The 22994-nt window shown below is 38.5% G+C and carries 19 protein-coding genes; all 19 read right to left on the reverse strand.

What is annotated here, in order from left to right:
* Nucleotides 1-13: 13 nt before the first annotated feature.
* The 19 genes from AO498_RS14085 to AO498_RS14175 all read right to left on the reverse strand — a co-directional run bounded on the left by AO498_RS14085 (nucleotide 14) and on the right by AO498_RS14175 (nucleotide 22971).
* Entirely contained in the window at nucleotides 14-1318 is a 1305-nt protein-coding gene (locus AO498_RS14085) for a nucleotide sugar dehydrogenase (protein ID WP_067549007.1), read from the reverse strand.
* Nucleotides 1319-1541: 223 nt separating this feature from the next.
* A complete protein-coding gene (locus AO498_RS14090) occupies nucleotides 1542-3137 on the reverse strand; it encodes a capsule assembly Wzi family protein (RefSeq protein ID WP_236778606.1) in 1596 nt (531 codons plus the stop codon).
* Nucleotides 3138-3230: 93 nt separating this feature from the next.
* A complete protein-coding gene (locus tag AO498_RS14095) occupies nucleotides 3231-4088 on the reverse strand; it encodes a glycosyltransferase family 2 protein (RefSeq protein WP_067549011.1) in 858 nt (285 codons plus the stop codon).
* The gene (locus AO498_RS14100) at nucleotides 4085-4840 is read right to left on the reverse strand and encodes a glycosyltransferase family 2 protein (protein WP_067549013.1); all 756 of its coding nucleotides are present in this window, start codon (nucleotides 4838-4840) and stop codon (nucleotides 4085-4087) included. Before AO498_RS14100 ends, AO498_RS14095 begins: the two co-directional genes overlap by 4 nt.
* Nucleotides 4840-5604, reverse strand: coding sequence for a glycosyltransferase (locus AO498_RS14105; RefSeq protein WP_067549015.1), 765 nt, complete (start codon nucleotides 5602-5604; stop codon nucleotides 4840-4842). Before AO498_RS14105 ends, AO498_RS14100 begins: the two co-directional genes overlap by 1 nt.
* A complete protein-coding gene (locus AO498_RS14110) occupies nucleotides 5586-6788 on the reverse strand; it encodes a hypothetical protein (protein WP_067549018.1) in 1203 nt (400 codons plus the stop codon). The genes AO498_RS14105 and AO498_RS14110 overlap by 19 nt, the downstream gene beginning before the upstream one ends.
* Nucleotides 6789-7760, reverse strand: coding sequence for a glycosyltransferase family 2 protein (locus AO498_RS14115; protein ID WP_082792250.1), 972 nt, complete (start codon nucleotides 7758-7760; stop codon nucleotides 6789-6791).
* Nucleotides 7761-8867, reverse strand: a complete 1107-nt coding sequence (locus AO498_RS14120; protein WP_148660248.1) for a GNVR domain-containing protein — start codon at nucleotides 8865-8867, stop codon at nucleotides 7761-7763.
* Nucleotides 8868-8909: 42 nt separating this feature from the next.
* Entirely contained in the window at nucleotides 8910-9785 is an 876-nt protein-coding gene (locus tag AO498_RS14125; protein ID WP_067549027.1) for a glycosyltransferase family 2 protein, read from the reverse strand.
* Nucleotides 9782-10846, reverse strand: a complete 1065-nt coding sequence (locus AO498_RS14130; protein ID WP_067549031.1) for a polysaccharide pyruvyl transferase family protein — start codon at nucleotides 10844-10846, stop codon at nucleotides 9782-9784. The genes AO498_RS14125 and AO498_RS14130 overlap by 4 nt, the downstream gene beginning before the upstream one ends.
* Nucleotides 10847-10849: 3 nt before the next feature.
* Nucleotides 10850-12133 (reverse strand): ATP-grasp domain-containing protein, encoded by a 1284-nt coding sequence (locus AO498_RS14135; RefSeq protein WP_067549034.1) that lies wholly within the window; start codon nucleotides 12131-12133, stop codon nucleotides 10850-10852.
* Nucleotides 12126-13208 carry a DegT/DnrJ/EryC1/StrS family aminotransferase gene (locus tag AO498_RS14140; RefSeq protein ID WP_067549037.1) on the reverse strand — a complete coding sequence of 361 codons (1083 nt, stop codon included), beginning with the start codon at nucleotides 13206-13208 and terminating at the stop codon, nucleotides 12126-12128. The genes AO498_RS14135 and AO498_RS14140 overlap by 8 nt, the downstream gene beginning before the upstream one ends.
* Nucleotides 13205-14644 carry a lipopolysaccharide biosynthesis protein gene (locus AO498_RS14145; RefSeq protein ID WP_067549040.1) on the reverse strand — a complete coding sequence of 480 codons (1440 nt, stop codon included), beginning with the start codon at nucleotides 14642-14644 and terminating at the stop codon, nucleotides 13205-13207. The genes AO498_RS14140 and AO498_RS14145 overlap by 4 nt, the downstream gene beginning before the upstream one ends.
* Nucleotides 14641-15273, reverse strand: a complete 633-nt coding sequence (locus AO498_RS14150) for an acetyltransferase (protein WP_148660249.1) — start codon at nucleotides 15271-15273, stop codon at nucleotides 14641-14643. Before AO498_RS14150 ends, AO498_RS14145 begins: the two co-directional genes overlap by 4 nt.
* A gap of 21 nt (nucleotides 15274-15294) precedes the next feature.
* Nucleotides 15295-16614, reverse strand: a complete 1320-nt coding sequence (locus tag AO498_RS14155) for a UDP-glucose dehydrogenase family protein (RefSeq protein ID WP_067549045.1) — start codon at nucleotides 16612-16614, stop codon at nucleotides 15295-15297.
* Between the two features lie 27 nt (nucleotides 16615-16641).
* Nucleotides 16642-19236 carry an SLBB domain-containing protein gene (locus AO498_RS14160; RefSeq protein WP_067550521.1) on the reverse strand — a complete coding sequence of 865 codons (2595 nt, stop codon included), beginning with the start codon at nucleotides 19234-19236 and terminating at the stop codon, nucleotides 16642-16644.
* 143 nt (nucleotides 19237-19379) lie between these two features.
* Complete coding sequence (locus tag AO498_RS14165) at nucleotides 19380-19901, reverse strand: DeoR family transcriptional regulator (protein WP_067549047.1); 522 nt, start codon at nucleotides 19899-19901, stop codon at nucleotides 19380-19382.
* A gap of 275 nt (nucleotides 19902-20176) precedes the next feature.
* Nucleotides 20177-20548 (reverse strand): hypothetical protein, encoded by a 372-nt coding sequence (locus AO498_RS14170; RefSeq protein ID WP_067549050.1) that lies wholly within the window; start codon nucleotides 20546-20548, stop codon nucleotides 20177-20179.
* A gap of 8 nt (nucleotides 20549-20556) precedes the next feature.
* Nucleotides 20557-22971, reverse strand: coding sequence for a penicillin acylase family protein (locus AO498_RS14175; protein ID WP_067549053.1), 2415 nt, complete (start codon nucleotides 22969-22971; stop codon nucleotides 20557-20559).
* Nucleotides 22972-22994: the final 23 nt, after the last annotated feature.

Genomic DNA, 22994 nt, shown 5'->3' on the forward strand with positions numbered 1-22994 from the left:
AAATTTTTGAGCATTAAAGTCTACCATCTATATTTTCCTTATTCCAAAAACCTTTTACATCATAAATAACCCGATCTGCAGATTTCGGAATTTGAATTTTTTGGAATTCTTTATGTGCAACTGCCAAAATAACTGCTGAGTAGTTTCCAATCTCAGGGAGTTGTTCACCTGTTAGAATATCGACTTGGTATTCATGGTGTACTTCTTTGGCATCTGCCCAAGGATCATAAATATCCACCTCGATATCAAAAGATCTTAATTCTCTGTAAATATCTATAACTCTTGTATTTCTAACATCTGGACAATCCTCCTTGAAGGTAAATCCTAAAATAAGCACTTTAGAATCAATTACTTTCAGGTCTTTTCGCATCATCAGTTTTATAACTTCCGTAGCGACATGCTTCCCCATACTGTCATTTAGCCGTCTGCCCGCTAGAATTATTTCCGGATGATAGCCGACTTCTTGTGCTTTTTGGGCGAGATAAAAAGGATCCACACCTATACAATGTCCACCTACCAATCCTGGTTTGAATTTTAAAAAGTTCCATTTAGTCCCAGCTGCCTCCAATACCTCATGGGTGTCTATCCCCAGCAAATTGAAAATTTTAGAGAGCTCATTAACAAAAGCAATATTGATGTCTCGTTGAGAGTTTTCGATCACTTTTGCAGCCTCGGCTACCTTGATGGAGGATGCTTTGTGTGTACCAGCAGTAATTACAGTTCTGTAAAGTTGATCCACATATTCAGCTACCTCAGGTGTACTACCTGAAGTTACTTTTAGAATTTTAGAAACAGTATGTTCTTTATCACCTGGATTGATTCGTTCAGGGGAGTAACCTGCAAAAAAATCTACATTGTATTTGAGACCAGAAATCTTCTCCAAAACAGGAACACACTCTTCTTCGGTCACGCCTGGATAAACGGTCGATTCATAAATAACCACATCCCCTTTTTTTAGATAGCGTCCAATATTTTCAGAGGCTTTTAGCATGGGCGTCAATACAGGCCTATTGTGTTTATCAGTAGGTGTTGGAACAGTAACGATGTAGATATGGCAATCTGAGAGAAACTCACTGTCAAATGTTGGGAATAACCCTTGATCACCCGGGGATTGAGCCGTTGATTTTAATACCTCCTGTAGGTGATGATCCTCTACTTCTAGCGTTAAATCTTTTCCATTTTTGAGCTCAGAAACCCGCTTTTGATCAATATCAAAACCAATTACAGGGAATTTTCTTGCAAACTCTACAGCCAGGGGTAGACCAACATATCCAAGTCCAATGACCGCGATTTTTGATTGCGAAATAGGAGTTAACATGATTCTTAATTAAAAATTTTTAATTCTAAAGCTTCGCCCTTTCAGTCCCAAGAACTTAGCAATTTCCCTTACTTAAATGCTAAGCCGTCTTTTTAAATCTTTACCAGAAACAATTAAAAAGGAAAAGCTCAATAAGAAAAGAAAGGGGATTAAAATGAGTACCAAAATTACTCGTTTTATTGTTTAGGCAAACAAATCCGTTGAAATTGAAACGGATATTTGATTAATTTTTAGACAATGCATAAATCAAATGAACCTGAGCAAACAAAGCCAAGGATCGCGGAGCATTATCAAAATCCTCACTCGAAAATCTTCCCTCCTGCCATTGATAATTTTGAGATTGGATCAGTTGAACTTTTGTCCCTATCAAAAAAGAATCAAACTGCTCATCCCATAATAAGCCTAGGCTGTAATCAATCCAAGGTCTTTGATCCGAATTTTGTCCAAATGCACGATAGAAAAAGTCTTGATGATTAGCCAGGCGCTCAAGTACTATCCCTCTTTTTTTTATTCCATCAACCATGGAAACTTCCATAGTTTGGACATTTGATCCAACTCCCTGACCTACTCCTAAAGATTCTCCTCGATTGACGAATCCACGAGCTAAACTATGAGTATGCCAAGTCTGATTTCCAGTCAGTCCAAGATATCGGATATATCGATTGACGGATTCCTGCTGATGGGTAACCTCTCCTTTGATTGAAAGAAGCTTCTCCTCCGAAAGAGGAATTAATTTCGAAAAACCCATCAAATAAGCTCTGGCATGCTCTGGGTTGAGTAAAAATTCCCTCCAATTAAAATTATGGTCTCTTCTACCAAACTCAGAGTATACTTCAAACTTTCCTTTGGTCGAAAAAAATCGAAACGAAATAGCCACTTGTTGATCTTGCCCTTTGCTATCGTAAATCACAGTATTTCCATTTTGGAAAAATGTTTCCTTTTGAAACACTTCAAAAATGGGGAACCAATCTTCAAATTTATTCCCTCTCAATCTATTGTATTGTTGGAAAGTCCTGGAAAAGCCGACCGTAAATCCTTTAAGAAAACTAGGCTGATAAGCGAGGTGAATTCCATTTAAGTATCTCCAATCTCCATTGAACTTTCTAAAATATCGTTGATTCCAATCCAAATTCTGTGAGGGTGGAAGCATACTATTTTCCAATCTTCCAAGAATAACCTGACCCTCAAATGTTCCTAAAAAAGTCTTTGCAGGCCTTCTTGTTTCAAGTTTTAAATGAGGAAATCCTTCCGCGTTGTTGCTAAAAATCAAAGAATTGAATTGTCCAGGACCCCACCAAATATTTTCAGTCGATAGCCCTAATGCGAATGGCCCTACTTCAAGTTTGATGGAGGATTGTCCCCACCAAAATCTGGAAATGGGATCAGCTCCAAACCTTTCCGGATGATCTCCATTGTTCCAGTAAAAAAATCTGGCTCTAACAGCGCTGAGAGGCATTCCTTCGCCAAAACCTTGAAATGATTTATTTTGAGCATAAATAAATTCAGGTTGAAACTGAATTGTCAAAAATTTAGCCCGAGCATAAAAGCCTGTGCTAAAATACGTCTGGAAACCAACATTTGGCAATAAGCCTCTGTTTCCCCAACCATAAGGCCTTTTTGAATTAAATACACCACTTAGCACCACAGGAAGTGGTACCAACTCAAATGATTTTTTTGAAATTTCTGGATCTAAAGATATCCCATCCAAAATTTCCTGATCCACCTGAGACCAGCTTATGGGCCTGAGATAAAACGAATAAGGAGAGGTTAATTTTCCTAGTAGTTGTTGCCTTCGAATATGCTCCTCCAGTATTGGCATGCCCGCATTCAATTGTTGGGCAAGTAGTTCGATTGAACCTAGAATCATCCAGCACGCCAGCAAAAGTAACTTCAACCTCCCCATCAACACACCTTACTTTCTTCCTGCAGTTTTACCTAAAAAAACCTGAACTGACTCCATGGCTTCAACCCATCTCAACCTAATCCTAAGATTTGAAAAGATCAATTTCTGCTTGAAAGGAATCTCATTTCTACCCCAAATCTGCTTCATGTCAGTTGTTCTTATTCTGAACTTCCCAAGCAGTTTGGCTAACACTACTAGCCTAGATTCACTTTTTGGCAACCTTCCTCCAAACCTTATAGCTTTTGTTTTGAGTTCCTTCCAACTTTCTCTGGCAGGATGATAAATAATTAAATCGGGGGAAAAGGTTATGATAAATCCTTCTCTGATCGCTCGATTGCAAAATTCAGAATCTCCCCCAGTAAAAAGAGTCGCATTGAACCCGCCAATCTTTTGAAAAACCTGCTTCCGAACCAAAAGATTGGCCGTCACACCGAAATTCTCTTCCCGAACATAGCGCTCATTCGGAAAAGCAAAGGCTTTATCGAAATCAACAAAACTATTTCCAGCAGGACCGACTACGTCAATTTTACCTGCAAAAAGATCGAATGTACTTGAATTCAAAAGTTGAATGGCTTGGGCAATCCAAGTTGACGTAGGGCTGCAGTCAGAATCTGTAAAAAGTAGGGCTTGACCTGTAGAAAGCTCTATTCCCTTATTTCTTGCAGCGTAAGAACCTGGAGAAGACTCCTCGACCAGAATTAATTGAAACGGAGTTTGATTTAAAATTGGTACTTCTTGACTGGGATCGTTGTTCACCACAATCACCTGAAAAGAATCAAAATCAGCAGTTTGTTCAGCGAGCAAGTCAAGGCAGGTCTTCAACCTTTTCCAATCTCGAAAAACAGGAATAATTACAGATATGATCAAGATTCCTTTTTATTCAAATAGGTCTTTAACACACCAAAAAAGGCATAGTGAATGAAATAGTAACTAGCCTGAATCAAGTTTAAATGCTCAAATTCACGATAGACTCTCCATTGATACTTAGCTGCCTTAAATTTATTTCCTGAGATAGAATCTGTCCTTACTCGATATTTAGCCAATGGAATATTAAGTCCATAGGCATAGGGAACCATTTTCAAAAGTTTTAGCCACAATGCAAAATCCTGCCTTCTAGAAATATTTGGCATGTAAACTTTGCCAAGTTTTTCAGTGTCATACATGGCTGTAAGGCATCCAATCGAACAGGTTTTTAGTAACTCTTGATGAGTCACCTTTTCCGGAACCTCTTGTATTCCGATAATTTTTTCAGTTTTAAATTTTCGATATGCCGTAAACGAAAAAGCATAATCATTTTCAATCATGAATTTGAGTTGAGTTTCCAGTTTTTCTGGCTCCCATAAATCATCACTATCCAAAAAGGCAATATATCTACCCTCAGCAGCCTCTATTCCTTTATTTCTCGTAATTGCGGCACCTCGATTTTTTGAGTTTTTAAGAAGTCGAATTCTAGAATCTTGTCTTACATATTTGGCAAGAATGTCCATTCCATTGTCGGAGGATTTATCATCAATCAAAATCAACTCCCAATCCGAAAATGTCTGCCGAAGTACGGATTGAATTGTATCCTCGATATGAGAAAAGGAATTATGAACAGGGGTAATTATTGATACCAACATTAGCGTTTAATACTAGTAAGAAAGCCTTTCAAACTTTCCTGAAATGCATTAAAAATTGAAATCGATTTGGTGGGTTTTAGCCATTGCTTGATCAAAAACAAAATCCCTAAAATCAATCCTGGAGAAAATCCGTAAAGTCTTCTCACGATAGCACCTTTACTTCTAAAGTATGCTTGGTCTAGAACCTTTCCTGAGCTTTCCAAAGGATGAATTCCTACTGTAATCGGCACATACATAACGCTAAGTCCTGCTTTCAGACAATCATTCAAGAAGATAACTTCCTCCCCACTTTTGAATTCAGCTCCCAATCCAAAGTGCTCGTCAAACTTGATTTTGGCTTGTTTGATTCGAGCTGGACGGAAAGCAATCTCTACGGAAGAAACTTTGTAAATGCTACTCGAAGTATGTAAAAAAGCTGAATTTCGGTAAGAACTCTTATAAGGTATTCCCTCTGGGGTTTTGATATTAAAGGTTAGGACATCAGCTTTGGGATAGGCTTCAAACGCTTGAATGACTTTTTGTTCTAAGTTTTCGACAAATTGAACATCATCATCGGAGATAAGCGCGATCTCTGCAGAAGTTCTTTCTAAAGCTCTATTTCTACTTTTTGAAAGACCTTTTTCTGCAAAAGTGAAATAACAAAGTTGATCAGAAATAAAATCTTCTTCATTGCTTTGCTGGGCAATCACCAAAACGGGGAAATCAAATTTTTGAAATCGGGATAAGGGTAAACCTAAAGAAGAAATTAATACCTGAAAAACCATCGAAGTCGAGGCAAATAAAACACTAAACTCTCAGCGGCCAAAGCGATTAAAAACAAGGTAGCCGGCAAGCGATGGCGAACAGCTCCCAATAGATGAAACTCGAAGAAGCCAGACATTGCCACATAGACTACAATAAACAAGATCCATATTCCACGAGTACTTAAAGATTTTAATCCGATTACCAGGAAGAATAAAATCAATAACAAATAGAGTCCGTCAGCGAAATAGGCGATTTTAGTCCAAAATGGGATAAAAACCAAAACTGGGAAAGGCGCCAATAAAAACTGAAAAAACAAGCCTGGAAATGCCAAAATCAGATCTAACCAAGAATTCCAATCCACCTCAGGGTAAGTAACTCCGGTCTCGAAATAATTGATCCGCTGAATATTTCGGAAAATAGATAAGCTTGCTGGAGAAATCTCAATATTCAGAAGATTCTTGGATATCACATTTAGGACAAGAAATCCAACTGGAAATAAAACCAAGACAGTAAGCCACTTGGTGGTTTGCTTCCAAGGTAAATCATAGAGCAATTTCAAACCCAATACTGCACTGAAATACAGAACCAATTGAACTCTAAGGATGGCAGCAAGTACAAATCCTAAAATCAGAAAAAAATTAAATAACCTAGGTCTTGAAAGTCCATAAAAAAACAACCCCAAGGCTAAAGCAAAATAACTTTCACGGAGTGGAGTAAAGGAATAAATAATGATAGAAGGCATAAACACCGACAAGCTCAAAAAGAAGCGCTGAAACCATACCTCCGTAACTTTAAAAATTCGAATGTATGCCGAAGCAATTAAAATCAATCCTAATTGAAAAAAAAGAACATTAAACAGGAAGTAATTGAAGATAGAAGTTAAGGAGAGCCAGTATATAGGAATCGCTAAAAATTTATATCCGATCCTTACTCCTAACGACTGATTATCTGGGGTGACTCCAGTCTCAAGAATTCTCGTAAATAGACCCGTATCTGGAAAAAAAGGGATTAGCTTGATCTTAAAATCTACCAGACCAATGATTAGATAAAAAAGTAAAAGTGCTAATAGGTGAATTTTTAAGTATCTCCCATCTGGTAATAGCAACTTTTTCCCGATACCATAGAGCAACAGGTAAATCAATCCAAAATAAACGGGAAGAGTAAGTAGGTCCCAGAATTCTACAAGCTCGTAGTAGGCTTTCATTTAGTCAATGAAGGTTCCACATTTGAAAATCCCAAACGATAGTAATTTCCGAATCTTGGAAGGCCGTTTTAGAACCTCTGTGTGAAGCCACCATACCATTTTAAAAGACTGAGAAACAGATCGATCATTCTTAAATGAGTCGTAGAGTTTCATAATCTTTTGGTAATCAGAATTTCCAAAAACTTCTTCAAAACGGAATAAGAGGTAAACTAAAAACGGGTATGTTTTTCCGAGCATTTCTTGCCCGAATTGATTTTTAATTTTATCAAGAAATACAAATCCTTGATCCAAAATCAGCCTCCTTTTTTCCAAGGTTACTTGAGTGTGATAGAGTGATTTTCGATACAAGGAAGTAATCGGATACTCCGGATATACCATTAATCGAAGTGAAGGACTAGCCAAAGCTCTGATATGAATTTCGACATCTTGGAAACGTTGTAGCTCCTGATCAAACCCTCCGATTTTTTTGAAGAAATCTTTTCTCCACATCCCACTGCTGGTATGCCAGGGAATTTGGTAGGCTAAAAATTGACCTAAATAATCACTCGCACCAAAGTTAACATTGAGTTGAGTGGAGAAATCTTCGTGGACACTGGGTTGGTTGGTAAATTTTCCAGTCCTAAAAATTGCTAAATCTAGTTCCTCGTCCAATGCCACAGCACGAATTGCCAAGGCCTCCTTGGTAAGTAGATCGTCGGCATCAAGAAAAATCAGGTGTTGATACCTTGCCAAAGTCGCTCCGTGATTTCTGCATGAATTAGCCCCTTTTGGAAGAGACTCCGGTCTTGTATAAACTAAAAATCTGCTATCTAATTTTGAAAATGCTTTTGCAATTTCGACTGAAGTATCGTTGGACCCATCATCCACGACCAAACATTCCCAATCACTTAAAGTCTGGCTACGAATAGATTCCAGCGTCTCTTCGATAAACCTGGAATTATTAAAGCATGGGATAATGATTGAAAAAATAATCTACGAGGCTTTTTGGAGAATTAAATAGAGTCTTAAGTATCCAAAAAACACATAAGCTAGGCCTAGGAAAAAACCTAAAATCGCTGAAAAAGCTAAGGTTAAGAGCAACTTAGGACTGGTAGGTTTATTAGGTACTACCGGAGGGTCAATTTCTGAGAAAATTGGCCGCAAACTATTTAGCTTCACTTTTGCTAATTCAAGCTCCTGTGCCAGTGTCCGGTAAAGATCAAATTTCAAATTGCTATCATTGACCAAGTTTTGCTCCCTTGCTCTTAAACTTTCCAAGGCTATCCCTTGATTCTGCTCTCGAAATCTAGAGACTGCATTTTGAGCGTCCTTAAAATTGCGCTCAGCAATGAGAAACTGACCATTCAAATACTCGACCTGTCCAGACTGTTTTTCCAAAATATACCGGCTTGAATAAACCTCAATTTGATGCCTAACTCTCTCAGAAAACTGAAGAGAAAGTCCTTGTTCAGGCATGTTAGTGGATATGTTCAATAGACTGCCCTCTGTGGAAATTGCAATTCGTTTTGCAATTTGACTCATGGCATAAATTTCTAAAGGAAGGTAAGATGATTTTGATTTTCCTTCCCCCACCAGCGCTAAATCATCTACCAAAGCCGAAGCTCTAAAAACACTTAATGGGTTCTTTAAAATCTTTAAAATCCCATTCTCAGGTTTGGTTTCTACCATGTATTTAAACAATGAAACCGAATCGGGATAAAGTTCAGATTTAACCTTAGAAGTCATCAGTTCGAGTAAAAATGGTTTACTCTGAACAATCACCGGATAAAGGTTAGGATCAAGGAATGCTTGATCTGAAGAAGAGGCACCAAGATTGATTCCAGACACCTGAGCAAGTGCTCCTAAGCCCTTGGAAGAAGCTCCTTGAGGATTAGTTTCAACCAATAATAGCGTATTGATTTGATACGAATTTGGGGTGGTAATGTATACCAGAAAACCAATTCCAATCACAATCAACACCACCCAAATAAGTTGCCACGTCTTGAGTTTGAATAGAAGAACCAAATTAAAAAAAGTCAAATCCGATTGACTCAGGATTTGGCTAGCTTGAGAATGGTTTGAAGAAGTGGAAGGAGTCATTTTCAATTAGTTCAATACACTTGATTTATATGCTTTTACAAATCAAAGCACATATTTCAAATTATAGTAAATAACACCCAACAGGGCCTTTATTCCTAGCGAATAATTTTTCACCCTTATGGACTCCTTGAATAAGGATTTATAAAAAGAGGAAATTCTTTTATATAAAAACTTTCGGGTCCGTGGTTTTACTTGATCAGAGATTATTTTCCTGGTTTTTATTGAAGAATTGATTTGGCCAATTCTTGACATTTTCCGAAATACTCCATTTTGATGGTATCGGTATACAGCTCCATTGAAATTTAAATACGCACACTTACCTACCTCAGATAAGTGTGTCAAGACAAAAACATCTCCATTGATTTCTGAGGAAATCATTGGAAATTTCACGTTTTGCCTAAACATGATTGTCAAGAATTGTACGTGCAATTGGAGAAACTCCTTTTGCTCAAAAATGGTGAATGGAGAGTGATGAAGATGATTATACAATTTTGAATCTTTGGACTTGTCATTTTCAAGACGATCAAAGCCATGAAAACACATCACTACTTCAGGATTTGAATCCAAAAAATCTACTTGTTTTTGGAGTTTCAATGGATCGGTCCAAAAGTCATCCCCATCGCATGTGGCAATATATTTACCTCTTGCACGAGGTAAATTATACCTTAGGTTCAAAAGCCTTACTCCCTGACTATATTGATTTTCAGATGAATAAAAGACACGAATAATTTGAGGGTATTTTAATTCATATTCTTTTAAAATATCTATAGTTCCATCATTTGAAGCATCATCGTAAACCAAAATCTCATATGAAAATGAGGTGTTTTGATTCAAAAAACTTTCAAGTGCCTGGCCTATAAACTTGGAGTGATTATAGGTAATACAGCAGACACTTACAGTTGGAATAGCTGAAATCATCGTTTAATCTGTTGGCAAATTTCAGTCCAAGCTTTTTCAGTTTCGCTCCTTAAGCCCTGATTAATTACTTCATATTTATGCTTCAAGTCAAAATAATTTGCCTCTAGCGCCTGAATCTTTTCTTTTAATTCCTCTTTGAAGCTTTCCTGATTCAAGGAAACATTATAATCAATAAGCCCCAAATTCTCCATAAGTCCACGGTGTTTGGGATGGTTTTCCAAGGAAATTACTGGAGTATTAAATGCTATCGGAACAATTTGACCATGGCCTCTCATAGCAAGAACAAACTCGGCAAATTTGTAATATCCAACTGCTTCGTCTGAATGATCAAAGGCAAAGTAACCAAAATCCCAAACCTCTGTATTTGAAATACCTGCTGCGACTTCCTGGCTAATAGAAATATCCTCAGGTACATGTGGTGAAAAAATCACTTTGTACCGTTTAGCTAGATATTCTGTTACCTCTCTCATTTGACGAATGAATGAATCACGTTTTTCAATGGATCCAAATCGCCGCTCTGGTTTATCGTTAGCTAACTGAATTAGTACATAGGGGGCTTCTTCTTTTCGCTGATATTGGGTATTGATATCTACGTGAAATCCTGGGTCCGGAATGGCTGGTACCGTTCTTCCAAACTGTTCGCCTAATCTCAATTGACTTCCATCGTTTCGAACAGAAAAATAGGAGGCATGCTTCATGGTCTCTTCCAAGTGAATAATCCCTCTTTCAGGAATTCCACCTTCCTCTTTCCAATAATTGTATCCAACTCCGTATACAATAAATGGAATTTTGATTTCTTTAATCAAATCCTTTTCGATTAGCCAAAACCAACCATTAGGCCAATGAGACCCATGAATGATTCCCCCACCTCCTATAACAAGTAAGTCATATCGTTTATTGACAACTTCCTTGATGTAGTAAGAATTAAATTCTCTGCCTTGAAGGTTGGTATTTCCAATCAGGGTAACATCCAAATATTTTCTCAACAAATTTTTAACTCCAATACCGAGCGCATAATCTCCGATATTATAGTTCAAACAATAGGTATGTAAAATTCTCATAATCTAGTTGGTACTTAATAAAGCCTGAACTGCGTCAGGAGCAAACACTGGAATCTTCTTGTTTTCGAGAACACTCTTACGTTCTGCATAAGAATCATCAATAAAAATTGCTGAAGATTCGGTAATAAAATCAGCTTTGGATTGATGCTTTGCAATATGAATAACCTCGTCAAAAATCCCTTCTAATCGATATTTCTTAAGGGTTATGGATAAATCTTTTTCATGTTTCGTGATCAAGACGATCCGCTTTCTCAAATTGATACTTGAATAAAGGAATTTTACCAGGGTTGGATTGACATGTTCACCCAAAATCAAGCAATCATCCAGATCGACATAGACCGTGTCAAACTCATACTTAATATTAAATCTTTGATTTAAAGACCGATCCATTTCCAAGGAAAAATCATTTTCTAAAACTGAAACCGGATAATCAAAAGCGTCAAAAATGCTCATCAATGCGAAATTGATCCCCTTCGCTCTGAATAAGGCACTACTGCCACCAAGTCTGGTCGCGATTTCCAAAAGTGAAAGTTCTCCATTTTCATCTTTCTTTACTTGGAAAAACCAAGCACCTCTAAGCGTAATTTCAGAATTGATTTTGATTGCAATTTGATTCGTTAGATGCTCTATTTCGGGAGCTGGAAGTGTATGAACACTTATTCCTTTTTGAATCCTTCCTCTTTTCCGAGGTTTAGAGAACAAGAGATTTCCAAACCTGTCCGAAAAACAATCCACCGTATACTCTTCTCCTGGGAGAAACTCTAAGATTAACTGATCAGGAACTTTTGTTATCCTCTTCTTCAATTCTTCCATGGAATGAATCAATTTCGTTCCACGAGACCCGTATCCAATATCCGGCTTCAAAAAAACTGGAAATTTTAAAATTTGGTCTAGTCGATCATATAATCTGGGAACTCTTATTTTCCCCTCAAAGAACTGATATGTCTTCTTTTTTGATAATGCCAAGAGATTACTCTGAACTGGCGAGCCTATTACTTTACAATTCAATCGATCTGCCATTCCCGTCACTTTGGCAATTACCAAATCCATGGTCGGATAGATGGCATCTATATTTTCTTGTTGAATAAGATTTTGCAGAGCCTCCTCAAAATCAGAATCTTCTACAAAAGGGAGTCCTCCGATATAATTTTCGTAAACAAATCTTCCATGGTCCTCAATGCTACTTCCACCAATAAGCTCTACATGTCGGGAATACATCAAAGACCTATAGATTTCAAGTCCAATTTCTGAGCCACAAGGAAAAACCAATATTTTCAATCTATCCATGCATCCAGACGGATTTAATCAATCTGCAAATAAGATCTACTTCCTCAAACGATAGCTCGTAATACAGAGGAAGACATAGAACTCTTTTTGCAATGGACTCGGTTACAGGGACTGGTTTTGAATGAACATAAGGAAGCTGATCCAAACTGGGATAGAAATACCTTCTTGGGTAGATTTCGGAACGATTCAACTTCTTCACGCACTTCATCAATTGTTCCTCCGAAGGAAATATTACTGGGTAATAGCCGTAGTTATATTCAACCTGGGAGTTTTGAAGCGGTCTACTCAAATTCAAATCAGCCAACCGTTCATTGTAATATTTTGAAAGCTCCTTACGCTTTTGGATAATCTTGGGAAGTACTTTCAAATTGGTCAATCCCATTGCTGCGTGGAACTCTGAATTTTTTCCGTTAATACCCAACCCTTGGAATGCCTCAGGTCCATCATGCCCAAAATTTCTTTGATAGGCCATTTTTTGGATTAAGGAATGATCTGAAGAAAACACTCCTCCACCTTCTACTGTGTGAAATAGTTTGGTGGCATGAAAACTCACGGTAGTGATATCTCCAAACTCAAAAAGAGACTTTCTTTTATAGGTAACACCAAAGCTATGTGCACCATCATAGATAACCTTCAGCTTATTTCTTGATGCGATTTTTTGGATTTCCTCGACATCGCAAGGATTTCCATATACGTGAGTGGCCAAAATGGCTGTTGTCCGTTCAGTGATCGCTTCCTCTATCTTTTTAGCGTCAATATTTAAGGTATTCGGATCAATGTCTACAAAAACGGGAGTACATCCTTCCCAAACAATACTGGAAGTGGTAGCAACATATGAAAATGGAGTCGTGATGATTTCTCCCTTGAGATCAAGTGCTTTGATCGCTATCTGTAGAGCAATAGTCCCATTACCAAGAAATAGGAAGTTTTCAACTCCTAGATATTCAGAAATTTTCAACTCCAATTCGTTGACAAGTGGACCATTATTGGTTAACCATTGGCGCTTCCAAATTCCTTCCAAATACTCCTGATATTCAGAAAAAGGAGGTAAATAAGGTTTTGTGACAGGAATCATTTTTTTAAAATCAAATTTCTAAAATCTAAAACAGGTTGCGGTTGGAGTATCCATGAAGCTAGAAAATAAACGGAACAACCTGCTAAACCTCCCAAAAGAAGTTTGACCCACTCCAAATGATTATAGTTACTTCCAAATGAAATTATAAGCCACCCCCCTAATCCAGCCAAAATCCCCAACCCAAAAATAGGCGCGATGTCTTTTAACTGTTTCCAAACAGAATAACTGATAAATCGTCCGCTGTAAACTGAGTTAATCCCAAATGCAAAAAGATTCAAAATGACTTGAGTCCAGATTAGGGCAAATATCCCAAAAGGAAGTGCGACAAAAATTCCAATAACGGTCAAGGTCTTCTTGACAATTTCAAGTTTCAAGTACAAATCACTCCTCCCCTTCACTTTAAGAATGTTCAGGTTGTAAGAGTGGATGGGATACATTAACCCTATAAAGCAAAGAATCTGAAAATAGGGTACTGCAGGAAGCCATTTTTCGGTTAGAATAATTCGAAAAAGCGGCTCTGCCAACACTGTCGAAAGAACCATCACAGGAGTGAGCCAGTATAACACTTGCTGCATTACCCGTCTATAGGCAATTCTTAATTTTTCATCATCCTCTTGGATTTCTGCGAATAAGGGAAAAGTCACCTTAGATAAAGTCGTCGAGATATTTTTGACAGGAATCTGTTTTAGGGAATCTGCTTTTGAATAAAATCCCAAATCTGTAACTGAAAAAAATTTACCTATCACGAGATGATAAATATTTGAAAAAACAGAATTTAAAATCCCCGCCAAGGTCAATTTTGCTCCAAAGCCAAAGTGATATCGAAATTTGTCCCAATCTAGGATCATAGAAGGCCTCCATTGGGTATAAAACCAAAATTGGATACTTAAAAGGAGATTCTGAACTACGTTCATCCATACTAAAGCCCAAACCCCAAACCCATAATAAGCCAAAAGCAATCCAACAATTCCACCTAAGAGGGTTGAAGGAATGGTTGCTTTCATTTCCGTCTTGAAGTCCATGGCCTTTACCAAGCGCGTTCGCTGCACAGCTGAAAACGGAACAATCATAAAAGTGATACAGTAAATTTTGATGATCTCTTCCAAAAGCGGTTGATTAAAAAAATCACTGATCAAACCAGATGAAAAAAACATGATTAAATATACCAAACTACCAACTGCCAAATTGATGAAAAATACGGTAGAATAGTCTCTTTGGTCAGCATCTTTGGTTCGGATCAGACTAGAGGTCATTCCAGCATCAATCAAACTATTCCCAAGAGCCATGAATACCGCTAGCATTCCGATTAAGCCAAAATCCGAAGGCTCTAAAATTCTAGCAAGAAAAATAGTTACCAAAATTGAAGTCAATTGGACGCCAAACTGCTGGGTAAGACTCCAAAAAAATCCAACAAGTGTTTTCTTTTTTAAACTCACCTTGCTGGAACTCCTTTCACTATAATTCCTGAAGGGATATCCTTTGTCACTACAGCTCCTGCCCCAACGATTACATGATCTCCAATGGTGACTCTAGGAAGCACAATCGCCCCTGCTCCAATTCTACACAATTTTCCAATTTTTGAACTACCTAACAGGATCGCTCCGGGTCCAACTTCCGAATAATCTCCAACCTGAACTTCATGATGGATATTCGCTCTTGTGTTGATTAAAACACCCCTTCCGAGCTTCGTTTTAGGACCTACGAAGGAATAAGCCATTTGATCATGAACCGAAAGTTTTTCTTCCCACTCATGGATAAACCTTCCTCTAAGACCAATCAGTACGCCACCAATTTTTTCAAATTCATGCGCTAGCTTTTTTCTGAATTCAGGATTCCCAACTCCTAAACAAAATCTTGAATCTTTGCCCAGTAACTCTTTAGCCTCATTCCATTGAGTTATTATGGGTCTTCCAAAGAGTTCGGTTTTTTCTTTATTTAAATCCTCATCAAAAAAAAAGATTGATTCAGAATCAAGTCCTTGATTAATAAGAAGTTGAAAAACTTCTAATCCATGTCCTCCTGCTCCAGCAATTACCATTTTTTCAAAAAAGTCTCCCCAAAACACTTCAGGGAGACTTAAGTATACTTATTTAGAACCTATGCCGTAATGGGTATATCCCAAACTTTCAAGGTATTTTTTATCGTAGATATTTCTACCGTCAAATACGACCTTGTTTTTAAGCAGTTTTCCAACAGCGTCCCAGCTCGGGATTCTGAATTCTGACCATTCTGTTACAAGCAGCAAAGCATCTGCATCCACGCAAGCATCATAAGAATCTTTGCAATAAGTCACTTTATCAAAGATATAGTGCTCTCTTGCTTCCTCCATTGCTTTTGGATCATAAGCCCGCACTTGGGCACCTGCAGCCCTAAGTTCATCGATAATCACAGCTGCTGGAGATTCTCTCATGTCGTCTGTATTAGGCTTAAAACTTAGGCCCCACATTGCAAAAGTCATCCCGCTTAAATCTTCTCCAAAATGTGCTTTTACTTTGCTGGCTAACACATGCTTTTGTGCATCGTTTACATCTTCTACTGACTGGAGTACGCGGAGGTCATAGCCATATTCTTTGGCTGTTTTGATGATTGCCTTCACGTCTTTGGGGAAGCAAGAGCCTCCATAGCCCACCCCTGGATAGATAAATTTGTTTCCAATTCTAGGATCTGAACCAATACCTTTTCGAACCATATTGGCATCGGCTCCCACTCTTTCGCAAAGATTTGCGATATCATTCATGAAAGAAATTTTTGTAGCAAGCATGGCGTTTGCTGCATATTTCGTCATTTCAGCAGAAGGAATATCCATATAAATAATTCGTTCTCCGCTCAGCTGAAAAGGTTTGTACAAGCGCTGCATGATTTTCTCTGCACGTTCATCATCCACACCAATTACAATTCGGTCTGGCTTTAGAAAATCCTCTACCGCAGCTCCTTCTTTCAAAAATTCAGGGTTTGAAGCTACCGCAAAAGGCAAGTCTGAACCTCTCTTATTCAAAGCAGCTTGAATGGCTCCTCTTACCTTCTCCCCAGTTGTTACTGGCACAGTACTCTTGGTGGCTACAACGATGTAATCGGTCATTTTTCTCCCGATTTCATCTGCAACTGCAAGAACATATTTCAAATCCGCAGAGCCGTCTTCACCTGGAGGTGTTCCCACAGCAATAAATGCGACCTCTGCTCCTTGAATCGCTTCACCTAAATCCGTACTGAAATGAAGTCTACCACTTTTATAGTTTCGAACCACGATTTCTTCCAAACCTGGTTCATAAATTGGCATTATTCCGTTCTTTAGCTTCTCGATTTTTTTTGCATCGATGTCCACACAGGTTACTTCAATTCCTACATCAGCAAAACATGCTCCGGATACCAAGCCAACATAGCCTGTTCCGACTACTGCGATTTTCATAAATATTTTATAAAATTTAGTTGGTTATTATTGTACAAGTCTTTCAATTAATATCCCCAGAGTAGCCAAGCTGGAAGCAATTCCTATCCAACCAGCAGCACTCATGCGTTCCCGTTGAGGTTTTTCAGGAACTACTATTTCAGCTCCGGGTTCAATTGTAGGATAGAATTTAATTCCAAAAACTGAATGAGTTCTTTTGGCATCACCATTGGCATAAACCACATAGGATTTACTTCTTCTGGCTTTTTCACTGAAACCTCCAGCACGAGAAATGTAAGCTTTCAAACCCTGAGTTTTGATATATCGGGAAGTGGTTGGTAAGAGTACTTCTCCTACGATTCGCACCGTTTGAAGTTCTTTTGGAATTTGGATAATGTCGCCTTCTTGTAAGAATAGGTCTTCAGGTCCACCCGGATTTTTTAAAATTGCTTCAAGGTCAATTCCTACCAGATCCTGCTCTTTGAACCGAGAGCGAGTTACAGCTGAATCTAAATACGCCGAATCCAATAGTAAATTTTGATTTAATCTTTCCTCAGCTAGTCGTTGTTCATTTTCTATCCGAATGCGTTCAGCTTCTGTGATTTTTTCATCCAAACGCTCAAATAAAAGTTGCTCAGCCTGATTTCCTGGTCGATTTTTTTCGGGATTTAGCTTGGTCCGAATCTCCTTTAAGATTTCAGCCTTGATTTCATCATCAGTTTTTGTCTTAAAATAGACCGTTCTTCTTATCAAACTTGCCCCCTTTGGATATGCAAATTGATTCACACCACCAGCTCTTTTAATAACATCTGAGATCCTCTCATTGGCATTGGAAATGGCAAACTCCCCAGGGAATACTACCTCACCTGTGACTGATACCAGTTGTTCTCTTTCGAATCCCGGACTTCTTCGAATGAAGATATGGTCAAAAGGCTTCAAAGAAACATTTATTTCATCTTCTGAAAGGCTCAAATCCGAATTCACAGTAAGGGTCAATATTTCAGCAATCTTACCTGAGCTAGCATCCCTTGATCTTCTGGCTATTTCGATGGAGGAATTTGAAGCAGATTGAAGCAATCCCCCCGAACGAAGGATCAAGTCCCCTACTGTCATATTTGAAGCAAAAGGATAGGTACCCGGCAAATTGACATCCCCCGAAATCTTCACAAAAAACTCCTCTTGAATGTCATATCGGCTTGGAACAAAGAGTAGATCTTCGTTTTGTAATCGAACATCTGGCAATTCTCCAGAAATGATTCCAGCCAAATCTATCGATTCCGCTGCCAAGGTAAGATCTGTATTTGTTCGATATAAAGTAGCCCTAGTGGCAAATGCCTCAGGCTTTAATCCCTCAGCTTTTTCCAATAGAGACTTAATAGTTAACCCATCCTCTAGTGCAAATTCTCCCTCTCTAACCACAGCTCCAGAAATTTGAACTCTATTCGAGAATCGATCCAGAATTTCTCCAATAATTATCTCATCTCCATCTTTCAAATCAAATCGGCCAAAAGATTCCTCTGGGACATCCAATACTTTTTTTGAATTCTCATCGAATCGACGGATGGTAATACGTTTGGCATATGCTTGAGCAGAAAATCCACCAGAAAATTTCAGCAGGTCATTCACTGATTCACCTTGCTTTACTTCAAACAACCCCTCTCTTCTCACAGGACCAATTACTTCAACTCGAGTCTGGACAGGGGGTACAATGACCACGTCGTTGTCCTGAAGCGTGATATTAGAATTTTGATTTCCATTGATCAAAACTTCATATACGTCTACTGTAGCAACAAGGCGATTGTTTCGATAGACTTGAATGTTCCGAAAAGCACCATTTTCATTAGGACCACCTGCTGCATATAGCCCATTGAAAACTGAGGCGAAGGAAGGCAAGGTATAGGTACCGGGATTTGCAAGTTCACCAACCATGGCCACTTTGATAGAACGAATATTCCCCAATCTAACTTGCAGAAAGGTATTTGGATTTCCACCTAACAAACCGGAGTAAATTCGTCCTAATGAGTTTTTTAATCTAGCAATTGCTGCCTCTATGGTATTTCCTCCAACTTGGACCGGACCCACATTGGGGATAAAAATGCGGCCTTCTGGACTTACCGTTAAATCAAATGATTGCTGTGAAGCCCCGTACACATCCAATAAAAGTTGATCCCCTGCGCCAATCACATAATTACTAGGAGTTGGAATATTTAAGCTTGGATTGAAGTCCAAATTGCGATTATGAAAAACCTTAAACCCAAAAATTTTCTTTTGGAATGGTGTCAAATCATAATACGGATCAGAAAGGCTAAGTGAATCGAAAGATTGACCAATTTCAAATAATTCACCTCTCCGACCTTTTCCATTAAATGAATTTAAGGAGGAATTTTGCGAAGCTGGTCTAAACCCATTTAATCTGGCCCTCAACTTTCCGAGTTCTATGGAAGACAACCCTTGCTCCCTAGCCAAAGCTTCAAGTTGAGACTGATTAAGCCCACTTGCCTCAGCTCGTTTCACTAACTGTTCGAGTTGCGCATCTGAAAGATTGTCAACCTTTAGGTCTCTAAGATTTGAAAGATTCTGAGCATGAAGGGAAAACTGAACTCCCAACACTACCAATGCAACGGTGAAAATCTGTCTAAGTATTGTTTTCAAATCCTTATGTGTTGAATGAAAATAGAATCTACTAAGGTGCAAATTTTAGAATAAATAATTCTGATTGATTACAGCTTCGCCCTTTCAGTCCCAAAATGAACCTAGCCGAAAATGAAGAACTAAAATCAAAAAACTCAGATTCCCGCCTGCTTATCAAAAAGCACAAGACCTTCACCTGAGGAAATACGATGGTCAGAAAGAGTCAGGATTACCCTTCGATCTATCAAATCTTCTATTTTTTTGGATAAATGGGTGATATATCCGTCGTTTAATACCGAGCCAGTTACCACCACATCGATTTGGCCAGTATCACTTCCTCGTGCAATATCTCCTGTTAAAATTACCTGCTCCACCTGTCCCATCCGGTCTAAAATTTGTTCCAGAAGCATATCCAATCCCAGATATTTCCGGATGATATCTCGAATGTTGGTGAAAAAAGGGTGCTTCACATTTGCCTGATATTCGATTTTGTTTTTATCAGAATGTCTTACCAAAATCCCTGCTTGGGTGAGGTTATTTAATTCCTTACGAATAGAATTAGTGGATTCTCCAAACTCATCAGCCAATCCTCTCAGATGGCTATGGTTTTGCGCATTCACAAAAAACTTGATTAAAAGTCTTAATCTCGTTTTAGAGGTAATTAGTGATTCAAGCATAAAAAATCAGTCAAAGTGAGCAACAAAGGTACTCATTCTTACTTTTTCCAAAAAATAAAAAATGCGATTTCTAACCTGAAAAATGATAATCAAAAAGCCCAAGCATGGTTTAAATAACCCACTGTATTATAATGACTTATAGTCATAAACAAAAAAAAGAAGATAAAATTACCATCGGATTGATTCAATTTTTTCTTAAAAAAATTGTGTGACATCTTCTCAATTATCTAATTCTCACCGAACCAAAATAAGGAGGGTAAAAATAAATCAACACATCATCCCCGATAGATATTTGTTTCTTTTTGTTGAATCAATTTTCGAAACAATGCACCACTCCAACCGCTAAATCCACCTAGTAATAATCCTAAGGTTGCGGTAATTGCCACCAAAGTCATTCCCGAACCCAACTCCATGATTCCTGCCATCTTATCCGGCAAAGAACTTCCAGTCACGATTCCTATGTATACGCTTTGTCCGAGCCATGCCAATCCCATTCCTAATCCACCTCCTAGAAAGCCACTGAAAGGTTTGATAGCCATTACCGAGGAAAGCAATGCGATTCCAATCATCACACCCCAATAAGGAATAATGGGATTTAGAAATAAAACCCAAAGCGCAGTTAATAAAACTAATAATATAAATTTCATGGTTCGAATCAGTTAAATATCGTTTTAATCAAAATTCCGTCTTGGCTATCGATTTTCCGTTGTTTGAAATCCACATATTCTCCATTTGCCCAGATGGGAATCATATTATCATAAAACCTGCTTCCTGGATTCCCAGATTGCCCCCCTGGATAGACACCAAATGCATTGATTTCAGGTCCCATTTCCACTACCATTCTCCAGCTCGCACCGTGACGAGGACCTGTCGCATTTAGGATCCCGGCCCCTCCACCGGTATACACATTGGTTACCGAAAATGATTTGAAATTTGGAACAAGATGCTGAATAGTGGTTTTCTTAAAGTTTGCCCAAGAGTAGTCACCTTCTGATTGTTCCCAGGATTGAATTTTATGAACTAATGAGTCAAACCCAACTCTCACATGGTAATCAGCTGACTGAACCCCTTCTCTGGATTTTAAATCAAATAATGAATCTAGGGGATGATTCTTAAGAAGCTCGATAGTTTGATAGCTATTTGGCCGAACAATTGGCGTCACTTGATCCCCAAATTCGCTCCATATACTTTCTAAGGTCTCAGAAAACCAAACTGAATATAGACTTGGGGCTTTTTGGTTAGGATCTGCATAAAAGTCCCATTCCTTCAATTCTTCCAAATACTTTTTCCCTTTCTCATTTGAAGAATTGTAATCACCCAAAAGTTGGATAAATACAGGCAAAGCTTCCTCGGCTTGCAGATAGTAATCGTCAAACTGCAAGGCTTTCATGTCATCCACGGTTATATCACTCAACTCTCGAAGTCTTCGATTCAGCCTACGATTTCTGTAGTGTTCATAAGAATTATCAAATACATAATATGGATACGAAGGATCGACTGGATGCTGATTGGCTGAGGAAACAAAACCTCTTTCAGGATTTAATGTCGCAGGATTGTGATCGTTGGGAATGTAGCCTTGCCATTCCATTCTTGGATCAGATCCATCCATGAAAAATTTACCTTGCTCCTTCCATTTAATTGGAAATTTGCCTTGGATTCGCATGGCAATGTCGCCGGATTTAGAAGCAAAAACGAAGTTTTGAGCAGGAGCAGTATAATGATTCAAGGCTTGGCTGTAATCAGAATGATTCTTCGCCTTATTCAGCATCAAAAATGTCTTTTGTTCATTGGAACCTTCATGTGCAGTCCATTTAAGAGCAAAATTAACATCCTGACGATCTGATCTGAAACTTTTGTCATAAACGACTGGGCCATAATGGACATAAATTACGGTATCCAAAAAACTTGCCTCTCCCTTGATTTTGATTTCTTCGACTTTTATTGTCGTCGGCTTCCATTCATTCCCGTAGCGATACGCTTTTCTGGAATCATCTTGAAATTCTATTTTGTACCAATCTCTGGCATCTTTGGTAGCGTTCGTCACTCCCCAAGCAATAGATTCATTGAACCCTGAAATGACTCCCAGAGCTCCTGGAAGTGAGGCGCCTTTAACCGAATGCTCTGGAGTAGTCAATTGAAGACTAAACCACAAGGAAGGAAGATTTAAACTAAGATGGGGATCATTGGCAAGAATGGGATAACCGTTTTTCGTTTTAGCTCCACTTACTGCCCAGTTATTTGAGCCTGTTCCCTCAATGGGCTGAGTCAATGGCTGGATCAAAACAGGAGAATCAGGATAATCAATACTATCAGGTTTTGAAACTGGGATAGGTTCAAAATCCCATATTTTTTCAGCTTCAATTACAGGATCATTTTCAACAGGAAATTCAGGAAAGAGCCTATTCAGCTGAGTCTGTCCCAACATCTGACGAAGGTTGGTATATTCCAAATCTCGATCCCCAACCAACATGTCAGACATGTATTTCAATAATAAGACAGTCTTAAAAGCGGACCATGGTTCTGGTCGATAGTTTAGGATTTTATATTCAACAGGTAATCTTCCCAGTGTTAGAGATTCAATGTATTGATTTACTCCATCTGCATATGCTTCAATGAAAGCCAAGGTTTCTGGATCATTTTCTTCTAAAAATTTAAGCCCGAGTTCGGCTCCATAAGCCAAGCCTTTTCTCCGAGTCATTCGATCTAGTTCCAATGCCACCGGACCTACAATTTCCGAAATTCGTCCAGCTGCTGCTCGAGTCTGAAATTCCATTTGCCAAAGGCGATGCTTGGCTGTGACAAAGCCTTGGGCCCGGTACAGATCGAGGTCATTCTGAGCAAAAATGTGTGGGATCAAATTCTCATCATAATGCACTTCCACTGGAGCCGATAGATTTTCCAGAGACATTTCAGTTTCAGCCATTTGATCCTCACTGTATGAATTTTGCCAAAATCCATGAAATGGATCAAGAAGAGGCGCTAATGGGGGTATCTGACCGATGGGTTTTGATACTATAATCCCTAGGAAAATGGTGATTCCCAAAGCAATTAAGAACGAGAAGTATTTCATGAAATGGGTGTTTTTCTGAAAAG

Source organism: Algoriphagus sanaruensis (assembly GCF_001593605.1).
Lineage (GTDB): Bacteria > Bacteroidota > Bacteroidia > Cytophagales > Cyclobacteriaceae > Algoriphagus > Algoriphagus sanaruensis.